This is a genomic window from Amycolatopsis sp. NBC_00348 (assembly GCF_036114655.1).
Lineage (GTDB): Bacteria > Actinomycetota > Actinomycetes > Mycobacteriales > Pseudonocardiaceae > Amycolatopsis.
The window spans coordinates 2,149,838-2,161,842 of record NZ_CP107994.1; the positions used below are offsets into that span (position 1 = coordinate 2,149,838).

At 71.8% G+C, this 12,005-nt stretch carries 14 protein-coding genes; 8 read left to right on the plus strand and 6 right to left on the minus strand.

The features are described 5' to 3' along the window. The first annotated feature begins 192 nt into the window (after window positions 1-192). The 3 genes from OHS58_RS09645 to OHS58_RS09655 all read left to right on the plus strand — a co-directional run bounded on the left by OHS58_RS09645 (window position 193) and on the right by OHS58_RS09655 (window position 2,074). A complete protein-coding gene (locus OHS58_RS09645) occupies window positions 193-330 on the plus strand; it encodes a hypothetical protein (RefSeq protein WP_328647956.1) in 138 nt (45 codons plus the stop codon). Continuing rightward, the gene (locus OHS58_RS09650; protein ID WP_328647957.1) at window positions 327-1,232 is read left to right on the plus strand and encodes a universal stress protein; all 906 of its coding nucleotides are present in this window, start codon (window positions 327-329) and stop codon (window positions 1,230-1,232) included. The genes OHS58_RS09645 and OHS58_RS09650 overlap by 4 nt, the downstream gene beginning before the upstream one ends. Before the next feature lie 197 nt (window positions 1,233-1,429). After that, window positions 1,430-2,074, plus strand: a complete 645-nt coding sequence (locus OHS58_RS09655; protein WP_326950149.1) for a response regulator transcription factor — start codon at window positions 1,430-1,432, stop codon at window positions 2,072-2,074. Here OHS58_RS09655 and OHS58_RS09660 read toward each other — a convergent pair. After that, window positions 2,064-3,041, minus strand: coding sequence for an Acg family FMN-binding oxidoreductase (locus tag OHS58_RS09660; protein ID WP_328647958.1), 978 nt, complete (start codon window positions 3,039-3,041; stop codon window positions 2,064-2,066). The genes OHS58_RS09655 and OHS58_RS09660 overlap by 11 nt on opposite strands. A gap of 133 nt (window positions 3,042-3,174) precedes the next feature. Here OHS58_RS09660 and OHS58_RS09665 point away from each other — a divergent pair, with 133 nt between their 5' ends. The 3 genes from OHS58_RS09665 to OHS58_RS09675 all read left to right on the plus strand — a co-directional run bounded on the left by OHS58_RS09665 (window position 3,175) and on the right by OHS58_RS09675 (window position 7,994). After that, a complete protein-coding gene (locus tag OHS58_RS09665) occupies window positions 3,175-4,926 on the plus strand; it encodes a sensor histidine kinase (RefSeq protein ID WP_328649785.1) in 1,752 nt (583 codons plus the stop codon). A gap of 129 nt (window positions 4,927-5,055) precedes the next feature. Further along, window positions 5,056-7,743 (plus strand): GNAT family N-acetyltransferase, encoded by a 2,688-nt coding sequence (locus OHS58_RS09670; RefSeq protein ID WP_328647959.1) that lies wholly within the window; start codon window positions 5,056-5,058, stop codon window positions 7,741-7,743. A 17-nt stretch (window positions 7,744-7,760) separates the two neighbouring features. Then, complete coding sequence (locus OHS58_RS09675) at window positions 7,761-7,994, plus strand: hypothetical protein (RefSeq protein ID WP_328647960.1); 234 nt, start codon at window positions 7,761-7,763, stop codon at window positions 7,992-7,994. A 1-nt stretch (window position 7,995) separates the two neighbouring features. Here the strand turns inward: OHS58_RS09675 and OHS58_RS09680 are convergent, their stop codons facing one another. Next, on the minus strand, window positions 7,996-8,277 hold the full coding sequence (locus tag OHS58_RS09680) for a hypothetical protein (protein ID WP_328647961.1): 282 nt from the start codon (window positions 8,275-8,277) through the stop codon (window positions 7,996-7,998). 16 nt (window positions 8,278-8,293) lie between these two features. Between OHS58_RS09680 and OHS58_RS09685 the strand changes: the two genes are divergently transcribed. After that, complete coding sequence (locus OHS58_RS09685; protein WP_328647962.1) at window positions 8,294-9,271, plus strand: Acg family FMN-binding oxidoreductase; 978 nt, start codon at window positions 8,294-8,296, stop codon at window positions 9,269-9,271. Here the strand turns inward: OHS58_RS09685 and OHS58_RS09690 are convergent. Next, window positions 9,192-9,716, minus strand: a complete 525-nt coding sequence (locus tag OHS58_RS09690) for a hypothetical protein (RefSeq protein WP_328647963.1) — start codon at window positions 9,714-9,716, stop codon at window positions 9,192-9,194. The genes OHS58_RS09685 and OHS58_RS09690 overlap by 80 nt on opposite strands. A gap of 16 nt (window positions 9,717-9,732) precedes the next feature. Beyond that, a complete protein-coding gene (locus OHS58_RS09695) occupies window positions 9,733-9,867 on the minus strand; it encodes a hypothetical protein (RefSeq protein ID WP_328647964.1) in 135 nt (44 codons plus the stop codon). Between the two features lie 215 nt (window positions 9,868-10,082). On the opposite strand from OHS58_RS09695, the gene OHS58_RS09700 reads away from it, so the two are divergent. After that, a complete protein-coding gene (locus tag OHS58_RS09700) occupies window positions 10,083-10,259 on the plus strand; it encodes a hypothetical protein (RefSeq protein ID WP_328647965.1) in 177 nt (58 codons plus the stop codon). A 374-nt stretch (window positions 10,260-10,633) separates the two neighbouring features. On the opposite strand, the gene OHS58_RS09705 is transcribed toward OHS58_RS09700, so the two are convergent. Further along, complete coding sequence (locus tag OHS58_RS09705; RefSeq protein WP_328647966.1) at window positions 10,634-11,308, minus strand: CBS domain-containing protein; 675 nt, start codon at window positions 11,306-11,308, stop codon at window positions 10,634-10,636. Between the two features lie 60 nt (window positions 11,309-11,368). Continuing rightward, window positions 11,369-11,974, minus strand: a complete 606-nt coding sequence (locus tag OHS58_RS09710) for a DoxX family membrane protein (RefSeq protein ID WP_328647967.1) — start codon at window positions 11,972-11,974, stop codon at window positions 11,369-11,371. Window positions 11,975-12,005 lie beyond the last annotated feature (31 nt).

Consider the following 12,005-nt stretch of genomic DNA (forward strand, 5'->3'; position numbering starts at 1 on the left):
GTGAGTGACCGGCGCCGCTCGCGCTGACCAGCCGGGTGCCCGGGCATGGCACGACCTGCGCAAGGATCTTCGTCCTTTGTGGACGCATCCGGTCGAAGGGACGTAAGTCCCCGCGACCGGTGACCGACGCCAGCTGTGCCCGGGGTGCCGCCTTCCTAGGTTGGGAAGTGAGACGAAAGGCAGGAACACGCGATGCTGCTGTCCACGCACGGCCTCACAGCGCTCCCCGTGGTCGACGACGACGACCCCGACCGGCACGTCGCCCAGCTGCCGGCGCTGGCCGTGCCCACCGCCGACACCGCTTATGCAGGTCAGGAGCAGAACCGATGAACACCATCGACCCGAGGATCACCGTAGGCGTGGACGGCTCCGCCGGTTCCACGGCCGCGCTCGCGTGGGCCGCCAAGACCGCGTCCCTGCGTCACCTGCAGCTGCGGATCGTGCACGGGCTGCAGCTCACCAGCCTCTACTACGGCGGTGGCCTGCCTGGCGCCGGCGCCGGTGCGTTGTTCGACGCGATCCAGGCCGACGGTGAACGGATCATCGCCGACGCCCGCGGCCTCGCGACGTCCATCGACAAGGACCTCGTCATCACGACGGAACTGCCGAACGCCCCGCACGTGCCGATGCTCATCGACGAGTCCCGGCACGCCCGGATGCTCGTCGTCGGCCGGAGCGGCGCCGGCGGGTTCACCGGCATGCTGGTCGGCGCGACCGCGGCCACGGTCGCGAGCCACGCGCACAGTCCGGTCGCCCTCATCCGCGGCCGCGAGGACACCTCGATGGTTCCGGACTCGGGCCCGGTCGTGGTCGGCGTCGACGGCAGCGCCAACAGTGAGCCCGCGCTCGGCGTCGCGTTCGAGGAGGCCTCCCTGCGCGGTGTCCCGCTGGTCGCGGTCCACGCGTGGAACGACGTCACCTACGAGGACACCCACGGCACCGCCCGGATCCTCACCCAGCCCGAGACCCTCGAAGAGGGGGAGCAGCGGCTGATGGCAGAGCGGCTCGCGGGCTGGCGGGAGAAGTACCCCGACGTCGAGGTCCGGCCCCTGCTGGTGCGCGACCGGCCCCGCCACATGCTGCTCGAGGCGAGCGAGACCGCGCAACTGGTCGTCGTCGGCAGTCACGGCCGCGGCGGCTTCACCGGCATGCTCCTCGGCTCGACCAGCCAAGCGCTGGTTCAGCACGCCCGGTGCCCGGTGCTCGTCGTCCGCCCGGAGCGGAAGGCATGACCGCGGCTCGATGCCCGGCGGTATCGCACTGACCGGTGGACACACTCGGCGGGCCGCGAACTACTTCGCGGCCCGCCGAGTGCGTCGCCCCGAAGTGACCTCCGGCGCCGGTTGGAGGTCTTTGGTCGTCTTCCCGAAGACTCTCACGGTCGTACGCTGGCCCCGTCGAAGATGTTTCCCGTCACAGGAGGTCGGAGATGCTCCGCGTCTTTCTCGTCGACGACCACGAGGTCGTCCGCCGCGGCGTTGCCGACCTGCTGGACGAGGACGAAGAGCTGACCGTGATCGGCCAGGCCGGCAGCGTCTCGCAGGCCTTGGCCCGGATCCCGGCGCTCGACCCCGACGTCGCGGTGCTCGACGTCCGCCTGCCCGACGGCAACGGCATCGAGCTGGCCCGTGAGCTGCGTTCCAAGCTGCCGGAGCTGAAGGTCTTGATGCTGACGTCCTACACCGACGAGCAGGCGATGCTCGACGCGGTGATGGCCGGGGCCAGCGGGTTCGTCATCAAGGACATCAAGGGCATGGACCTGGTCTCGGCCGTGCGGGACGTCGGCGCGGGCAAGTCGCTGCTCGACGCGCACGCGACGGCCGCGCTGATGGCCAAGCTGCGCGAGAGCCAGACGAAGAAAGGCCCGTTGTCCGACCTGTCCGACCAGGAGCGGAAGCTGCTGGAGCTGATCGGCGAAGGCCTGACCAACCGGCAGATCTCCGAACGGATGTTCCTGGCCGAGAAGACCGTCAAGAACTACGTCTCGCGCCTGCTGACCAAGCTGGGCATGGAGCGCCGCACCCAGGCCGCCGTCCTCGCCACCGAGCTGCGCCAGCACGGAACTAGGCGCTGAGCCGGTCCGGTTCCAGCAGGACGTCGTCCAGCGAACGGCGCGGCGTCCACGACGCCGGCGTGCCGTGGCCGAGGCGCAGCACGACCTGCGGCCACAGCCCGCCGCCCAGCAGGGTGCGCAGCTCCGCCCGGACCGCGGGGACCTCGACCGGCTGCGAGACGAACGACGCGTCGAATCCGGCGGCGGTGGCCGTCAGCAGGACCCGCTGCATCGCCTGGCCGGCCCGGATCCGGTCGGCCTGCTTGTCCTCGAAGGAGCCGACGACCACGACCAGTGGATCGGAGTCGTCGGCCAGGCCCCGCCGTGGCGAGCCGAAGTCGCCCGAGATCCAGTCGCTGTCATCCGAAGGCATCCCGTCGGGAATGCCGTCGCGGCTGTCCCGGGGGCGAGCGGTCCACTGCCGCCACTCGGCGAGGAACGCGGGATCGGTCACCTGAGCGTGGTGGCTCTTGTGAACCAGGTCGCGCAGCCGGTTCAGCTGGTTCGCGTCCAGCCGGGGCAGCCAAGCCTGCTCGGCCTCGGCGGCGTGGCGCAGCTCGGCGACCACCGTGTCCGGGATCACGGCCACCTCGAACGGGGCGCGGTTCGTGTGGCGCCGGGGGATCGCGTCGGCCAGCCGGACGAGCCGCCGGTCGGGCTTGCGGGCCGCGAACGGCCGGACCACCGCGAGCAACGTCGGGTTGTCACGGCGGGGCAGCAGCGTCGTGGCCGGGTGCGCGCCCAGCGCGTGGATCGCGGTGCGCAGGTTGAACAACGCGGCCCCGCAGGAGAGCAGCAGTTCCCGCTGGTCGGCGTCGGCCACCGGCAACGCGCGGTCCGGATCGGCGTGCAGCTCGATCCCCGCGGTCGTGCAGCGGAACCGCCAGGGCTGCGTGTTGCGCGTCGACGGTGCGAGCACCGCCGCCCCGAGCACGGACTTCACCTGATCGGGATCCAGCAGGCCGATCGAGGTGATGGGTGGTGTCATGGTTCCCTCTCGGTGCCGTCGGGCGGCACACTGTGGTTCCGGACAGCTTCCAGTGACGGTCTCTCGTGCCACCGGACGGCGGAAAGGGGAGAAAGTCACCAGCGGTGAGGCTGGAGTGGACAAGGTGAAGGTCGTGGGCACGGTGTCGGTGAACGAATCCGGACAGCAGCCCGACTACGGCTCCCGGCGGACGGCCGGGACGCTGTCGGGGCTGCGGCTGCGCGAGGTCCTGCGCGATCTGCAGGATCGGATCGAGCTGCTGATCGGCACCCGCGACAAGATGGACGGCCTGCTGGACGCGGTGCTGGCCGTCGCGTCCGGGCTGGAGCTGGACGCCACGCTGCGGCGCATCGTGCAGGCCGCGATCGAGCTCGGCGAGGCGAAGTACGGTGCGCTGGGCGTGCTCGCCGACGACGGCTCCCTGTCCCAGTTCATCTACCTCGGGATCGACGACGAGGCCCGCCGGCTGATCGGCCACCTGCCCGAGGGGCACGGTGTCCTGGGCGTGGTCATCGAAGAAGCGAAACCGTTGCGGCTCGAGGAGATCTCGGCCCATCCGGCGTCGGCCGGTTTCCCGGCACACCACCCGCCGATGCACTCGTTCCTCGGCGTGCCGGTCCGGGTGCGTGACGAGGTGTTCGGCCGGCTGTACCTGACCGAGAAGAAGAACGGCGAGCCGTTCACCGACGACGACGAAGTCGTCGTGCAGGCACTGGCGGCCGCGGCCGGCATCGCGATCGAGAACGCCCACCTCTACGAGCAGGCACGCGTGCGGCAGCAGTGGCTGGCCGCGACCAGCGAGGTGACGACCGAACTGCTGGGCGGCACCGACCCGGCCGAAGCGCTCGACACGATCGCGACCCGCGCCCTGGAGCTGACCGGCTCCGACGTCACGATGCTCGCCCTGCCGAACTCCGGCCGGCTCGACGTCGACGAAGACTGGGGCAACGACGCCGACGACCTCACCGTCACCGTCTGCGCCGGGGCCCGGGCGGCCGAGCTGTCGGGCCTGCACATCGACCTCGAAGGCAGTGTGCCCGGCGCGGTGTACCGGGACCGGACGCCGCGCAGCGTCCCTGAACTCGCGCTCGGCGAATACCGCTTCGGGCCGGCACTGGTCGTGCCGCTGCGAGCCGGTGACCGCACGAGCGGCGTGCTCATCACGGTCCGGGAGACGGGTGCGCCGCCGTTCGGTGCCACTCAGCTCTCGGTCGTCGCGTCCTTCGCCGATCAGGCCGCGCTGGCGCTGCAGCTGGCGGCGCAGCAGCGGGCCGCCCGCGAGCTGGACGTGCTCGGCGACCGTGACCGGATCGCCCGTGACCTGCACGACCACGTGATCCAGCGGCTGTTCGCGGTGGGCCTGTCGTTGCAGAGCACGCAGCGACGCACGAAGTCACCGGAGCTGCAGAAGCGGCTCGGGGACAGCATCGAGCAGATGCACGAGATCGTGCAGGAGATCCGCACCGCCATCTTCGACCTGCACGGCGGCGCGGCGGGGGAGACCGGGATGCGGCTGCGGCACCGGCTGCACGACGCGATCGCCGAACTCACCGACGACGCACCGGTGCACCCGACGATCAGCATGTCCGGCACGCTCGACACGGTGCCCGCACAGCTGGCCGAGCACGTCGAAGCGGTGGTGCGCGAGGCGGTCAGCAACGCCGTCCGGCACGCGGAGGCCTCGACGTTGTCGGTGTCGGTCGCGGTGAAGGACAACGTGCTGCGCATCGTGGTGATCGACGACGGCAAGGGGATCCCCGCCGACATCTCGCCGAGCGGTCTCGGCAATTTGCGCGACCGCGCGGAAGCCGCGGGCGGGCAGTTCACCCGCGAACCCGGGCCCGAGGGCGGCGTGAAGCTGGAGTGGTCGGCGCCGCTCGGCTGATCCCAGCGCACTTCGGTGACGAAGGTCCTCGGAGTTCGGGTAGTCCGGCCGCGTCGCGGCGCCCCCGGTCCGAGGTCTCCTTGACAGGCGACGCCAGACCGTCCTGGCGCCCACCCGAGGAGGGACAGCATGAGTGTGGACCTGGGCTCCCGAGCCCTGCTCGCGGACGGCGACGTGGTGCTGGTGCGCCCGTTGCACCCGGCCGACACCGCCGAGGTGCTGGGCCTGCACACCCGGCTCACCGAGCAGGACACCTACTTCCGGTTCTTCGGCGCTCGACCGTCCATATTGGACAAACTCGCCGGGGAGATCGCCGCGGAGCCGGGTCCTGGCCACTACGCCGTGGGCTGCTACCTGCGCGGTGAGCTCGTCGGCGTGGCGAACTACGAAGTCCTGAAGGACTCCGCCGACGCCGAAGTCGCGCTCGTCGTGGATGCGGCCGTACGCACCCAGGGCGTCGCGACCCTGCTGATGGAACACCTCGTCTCCCACGCCCGGCAGACGGGCCTGAAGCGCTTCGTCGCCGAAGTGCTCGCCGAGAACGCCAAGATCATCCACGTCTTCGCCGACCTCGGGCTGCGGTTCGAGGCGAGCGTCGGCGGCCCCGAGCGGGACGTCGTGATGGTCCTCGAGGAGGACACCGCCTACCTGGACGCGGTGCTGAAGCGCGACTCCGTCGCCGACGCGGCCAGCCTGGCCCACGTGCTCAAGCCCGCCTCGATCGCGGTGATCGGTGCGGGACGGCGGCCCGGATCGGTCGGGCACGCGGTCCTGGCCAACCTGGTCGCGTCCGGCTACCCGGGTCCGGTCGAGGTGGTGAACCCGCACGCCGGCGAGATCCTCGGCGTGCCGTGCGCGGCGAGCGTCGCCGAGCTGTCCCGGACGCCCGAACTCGCCGTGATCTGCCTGCCCGCCGCGGCCGCGGCCGACGCCGTCGAGGCGTGCGGCGAGCGGGGCGTGCGCGCCGTGCTCGTGATCTCTTCCGGGCTGACCGGGACCCCGGCGGGGACCCGGGTCCGCGAAGCCGTCAGCCGCTACGGCATGCGGCTGGTCGGCCCCAACTGCCTCGGCATCGTCTCCACCGACCCCGATCGCCCGCTGAACCTGACGTTCCTGGCCGGGAAGGTCGAACCCGGCAACATCGGCGTGGTGACCCAGTCCGGCGGCGTGGGGATCGCGCTCGCGGAGTCGCTGAACGACCTGGGCCTCGGCCTGTCGAGCCTGGTCTCGACCGGCGACAAGTACGACGTCAGCGGCAACGACCTGCTGACGTGGTGGACGGCCGACCGCCGGACCGAAATCGCCGTGCTCTACCTCGAATCCTTCGGCAACCCCCGCAAGTTCAGCCGCGTCGCCCGGCAACTGGCCCGTACCCGTCCGGTACTCGCCGTCCGCTCGGGCAGCGGCGGGACCGCGCAGCGTGCCGCCGCGTCGCACACCGCCGCCGCCGCGACCCCCGCCGTCACGCGTGACGCGCTGTTCGAACAGGCCGGGATCATCGCCGTCGACACCGTCGCCGAGCTGGTCGACGTCATCGCCGGGCTGTCCTGGCAGCTGCTGCCGGGCGGTCCGCGCGTGGCCGTGGTCAGCAACGCCGGCGGGGCCGGGGTACTGGCCGCGGACGCCTGCGAACGCGAAGGCCTGGTGATGGCGGAGCTGTCCGACGACACCCGGGCACGGCTCGCGAAGCTGTTGCCGGCCGAAGCCGCGGTGCGGAACCCGGTCGACACGACCGCGGCCGTCCCCGCGGAGGTGTTCGCCGACGCCCTGCGCGCCGTGCTGGCCGACGACGGCGTGGACGCGGTGATCGCCGCGACCGTACCGACCGCGGTCGGCGACCCCGGGACCGCGCTCGCCGCCGTGCTCCTGCCCGAGTTCAAGACCGTCTTCGCGGTGCGGCCCGGGCAGCGCGCCCGCGTCGCCCCGCTGGTGCCCGGCACCGGGGTGACGGCGTGCTACGACGACCCGGCCGCGGCCGCCGCCGTCCTGGCCCGGCTCGTCCGCTACGAGCAGTGGCTGAACCGGCCCGACACCGGCGGATCCCTGACCCCGCTGGAAGATCCCGACGCGCTGCGCGCGTTCGCCGCCGGACGCGAAGGCTGGCTGTCGCCGGCGGACGCCGTCGAACTGCTGCGCCTGGCCGGCATCCCGATGGTGGAAACGACGTACGTCAAGACCGGCGACTCGATGGATGCCGTGGTCTTCGACCCGGCCTCGGCGGTCGTGCTGAAGGCCGACGCCGAAGGGCTGCTGCACAAGTCGGCGGGCGGCGGCGTACTGCTGAACGTGCGCGGTGCTGAGATCCTCGACGCGTTCCGCACCCTGCGGTCCCGGTTCGGCTCCGCCCTGCGCGGGGTCACCGTGCAGCCGATGGCCGAACCCGGCCGGGAGGTGCTGGTCGGCGTGCGCTCGGACCCGGTGTTCGGTCCATTGGTCATGTTCGGCTTGGGGGGCGTCGACACCGACCTGATCGCCGACCACGCCGCCAGGCTCGCCCCGCTCACCGGGGCCGACGCCGATCTGCTGCTCGACGGCCTGCGCTCGGCGAAAGCGCTCTGGTCGGGCCAGCTCGACCGGGCGGCCGTGCGCGAGCTGCTATTCAAGGTCAGCCGGCTGGCCGAGCTCGTCCCCGAGCTGGCCGAACTGGACCTCAACCCGGTGCGGGTCCGTGACAACCGGGGCTCCGCCCCGGGCCGGGGGCTCCGCCACCCGGAACCCCCGCAAGACCGTGAGGAGGGCTGCGTGGCGCTCGACGTCCGTGCCCGGTTCGAACGGCCCGCGCTCACCGACCCGTTCCTGCGCCGGTTGCGGGACTGAGACACCGGAGGAATGCCGTGCGAGTGCTGACCCTGAACCCCGGTTCGCCGAGCATGAAGGTTTCGCTGGTCGCCGACGGCACCGCAGTCGGCTGGACCGCGTGGGACCTGGCCGACCCCGGCGCGGTCGCCCAGTCGATCCGTCGCTGGTCCGATGTGGACGCGATCGCCGTCCGGTTCGTCCACGGTGGGGAGCAGAAAGCGCCGGCGAACTGCTCGCAAGCCTCGAACAACTCACCTCGCTCGCGCTGAATCACCAGCCGCTGTCGCGGGAGGTGCGCCGGTTGCTGCCGGACGTCCCGGTCGTCGCCTGCTTCGACACTGCCTTCCACGCCGAGATGCCGGAAGTCCCGACGACCCGGACCGGTGCCGGTTCCAGCGTGGTGGCCAGGTGACGAAAGTCCCTCGGCAAGTGGCCGAACGCCGATATCCGGGCCGGCAGCGAGACCGTAGCGTCGGCGATGCACCTCGCTCCGGCAAGGACTTTGCCGCCGCTTGCCGTTCTCGCGGCGAAGCGGCTGATCGGATCATCCATTGTGGAGGGAGCGGCGATGGCCGGGGACTGGACGACGACCGAGACCGAGGTGCTCGTGCGGTCGATGACGCGGGCACCGTCGGTGCACAACCTCCAGCCGTGGCTGCTCGACATCGGACCGGACGAACTCGTCGTGCGTGAACGCACCGAGCTGCGCCTTCCCCAGCACGACCCGCTCGGCCGGGACCGGGCCGCGTCCTGCGGTGCCGCCGTGGCCAACCTCGAAGTCGCGATCCGGACGCTCGGCCGGTCGCCGGGCGTCGAACTCCTGCCCGGCCCGGCGCGGCCCGGCGTCGTGGCCCGCATTGCCGCCGGGACCGCGGCGGCGCCCACCGTGGCGGACTTGCACCGGTTCGGCGCGATCGCCCGTCGTGCCAGTCACCGCGCGCCCTTCGAGGACGCCCCGGTTCCGGCGGTCGCGTTGCGGCTGATCGGCGAGACGGGCGCGGTGCCGGGTGTCGAGGCCCGCCTGGTCCGGCCCGGCCGGGAGGTCGCCGTGGTGGCCAGGCTGCTGCACGTCGCCGCGGAGCATTTCAAGGCCGACGGTGCTTATCAGCGGGAACTGTCGCTGTGGACGATCCGCGACGAGCAAGCCCACCGGCACGGGGTCGGCCTTCCCGCGAGCCGGGTGCCGGCGGGATCGGTGCCCTGGGCCGGGCTGATCCGCCGCGCCACCGAGCTGCCCGACACCGCGGAGATCGAGGCACGCCTGGCCGCGGAGTCCCTGCTGGTCTTCGTCACCGCCGACGACACCCGCGCCGACCACGTCCGGGCCGGGTACGCGATGGAACGCGCCTGGCTGACCGCGGTCGACCTGGGGCTGGTGGCCGCCGTGCTCACGCAGCCGTTGCACCTCGAGCCGGTCAGGGCCGCCCTGCGCGCTGATCTGACACTGAGCGGATTCCCGCAGGTCCTCATGCGCGTCGGGTACAGCAGTGAACCGGATCCGGCCGGGCCACGCCGGGCGGTGGAGGAGGTCCTGGGGCAGCCCTGAACGTGCGCGCCGGGGTGGCGGCGTCCGTCGTCCGGCTCGCTCGCCGGCGAAGGTTCCCGAGGTGCAGGACGATCGTCAGGATCACCAGGGGGACGTGGATGGCCGGCAGGTTTCTGGCGAGCCAGGGCGGTAGGTAGATGTCGGTGACCGAGCCGTGGTCGTCGCCGAGTGACTCGGCGACGTCGGTCAGGGGGCAGCGCAGCCCGTTGGCGATGAAGACCGTGCATTCGATGGTGACCACGGCGCCGGCGATCGCGGCGCGCCGGTCGCTGCGCTTCGCGAATCCCGCGTACAGCAGGTAGGCCACGCACGACTCGACGGACAGCCAGACGAGGGTGTGGACGACCTTGATCGTGATGAGTGCCCCACGGCCGCTACGCCTCGCGTGTTCCCTATTCCTGATCGTCGGCATCGCTTCTCCCTGCCCATCTTCGTCGGCGAGCATGCGTCTCTGTGGCGGATCAGGGGCCGAGGGATTCGGCCTCGTGGAGGACGTCGCGGACGCCCGGCGAGTCGTCGAGGACGAGCACGTCGGCTCGGTCGCCGGGGTGTAGGAGACCGATGCCGCGGTCGGGCAGGAACCCGGCGGGCGACACCGCCGGTCACCGTGAACTCGACCGAGCCCATCCGGTAGGTCCCGTCCGGGCACCCGCCCGCGGCGAGGTCGTCGGTGACGAGGACGACCCGGCCACGTGCCGCCCGGAAGGCGAGCCGGATCGCTTCGGGCGAGAGGTGACTGGGATCGGCGATCACCCCGACCGCGACGTCGTCGCGGGTCAGTGCCGCGCCCACGATGCCGGGGTCGCGGTGGGTGAACGGCCGCATCGCGTCGAAGAGGTGGGTGACCAGCCGGGCGCCGCGGTCGAACGCGGCATCCGCCTCGGCGGCCGTCGCGTCGCTGTGCCCGCAGGAGACGCGGACCCCGCTGCGCACCAGGAACACGACCAGTTCCAGCGCCCCGGGCAGCTCCGGCGCCAGCGTCACCTGAGTGACCGACCCGGCGGCCAGCAGCCGTTCGGTCAGCTCGATGTCCGGGGCGCGCAGCAGCTCCGCAGGGTGGGTTCCGGCCCGTTTCGGGGACAGGAACGGCCCCTCCAGGTGGACGCCCAGGATCCGTGCGCCGCCCGGGCACGACCGGGCCAGGTCCGCCGTCGTGATCGCGGCGATCGTCGACGCCGGCGAACCCGTTGACCTGCAGGTCGATCAGGCCGGGCACAGCCAAGCCGGTTCCGGCGGCCGCGACCCCGATCGCGCTCACCCGTCCGGTTTCCCGGTCCACCTCGACGTCGCCCTTCCGGTACTCGCCACCGACCAGCGCACCCGCGACACCCAACCGCATGATGTGTCCCCTTTCGAGCGTGTTCAGGTCGCGGTGCTGTGCGCGCGGTGGCCGGTCCAGACGAAGTCCATCCGGTTGCGGACGTCCACGACGCCGGCGACCGCGCGGGTCATGCGTTCCGCGGTCGCCACGTCGGCCTCGTACTCGAGCCGGCCGGTCAGCAGGACCACCCCGTGCTCGACGCTCGCGCGCACGTTGTCCCGGTTGGCGTGCAAGGCTTCGTCGAACACGGTGCGGTCGACGTCGGACCGCAGGTCGTCGTCGGTGCGCAGGAAGCTCCGGAGCACGTCGCGTCGAGCGATGACGCCGACCAGCTTTTCGTCCTGCAGCACGAACAACCGGCGGACCCCGCTCCGCGTGAGCAAACGCGCTGCCGCGGGCAAGGTGGCGGTGGGCGAGGTGGTGTCGGATGCCGTGGACATCAGTGTCGCCGCGGTCTGACCGGCGGCCTTGCGCCAGTCCTCTTTGGTCAGATGACCGGCGAAGTGCGGGCAGCCGGCACCGGGTACGTCGTCTTCGTGCGCTTGGCGGCAGAGCAGGTCCGCCTCGGTCACCACGCCGATCACGGCGCCGTCCGGGGTCACCACCGGCACGGCGCTGACGCCGTGGGTGACGATCACCTGGACGAGGTCCTTGAACGGCAGTTCCGGCGCGACGGTGATCACCTCGCGGGTCATCACGTCGCCGACCGTTGTCATGGCTTGCACGGTGTTCTCCTATGGTGTCGCAGTGTCCTTTGTGGATGAAAGGGGTCGTGCTCAGCGGAGCCAGGGGGTGCGGCGGACGAGGTCCAGCTTCGCCCAGCGGTGGCCGAGGCCCCAGGTGTCACCCGCGGCGAAGGCGGCCAAGGCGATGAGCACGACGAGGTACACGAGGTGGTAGTCGATCAGCGGGTTGGTCGACGACGTCGCCGTACCGGCCGAAGTGGACCGGGCGAGTGGCCATTCGGCGATCCACATGAGTGCGAGCAGGATGGTGCCGGCGGCGGCGGCCGGGCGCAGGGCCACGCCGAGCAGGAGGGCGACGCCGAGGCCGAGCAGGGCGAGCATGAACAGCCAGTCGGCCCAGCCGGCGCCGGCCCAGTCGCGCAGCGTCGACTGCATGGGGCCGACTTGGACGTGGCCGAGGAAGCCCTTGGTCGGGGAGCCGCCGCTGATCCAGGCCTGTGCCGGGCTGGTGGAGTAGCCGAGTCCGAACAGTTTGTCGAGGAAGGCCCAGAGGAACGTCAGGCCCATCACGATGCGCAGGACGGCCAGCGCCGGGCCGCGAGCGGCGGAGCCCGGCTGGCGCCGCTCGGCTGTCCGCGCTGTCTGGCTGGGGATGAAGGGGGTGGTCGGGGACGGGCCGCGGTCCTGGACGGACATCGTGGGCTCCTTTTCGGTTGTGCCCAGAGCA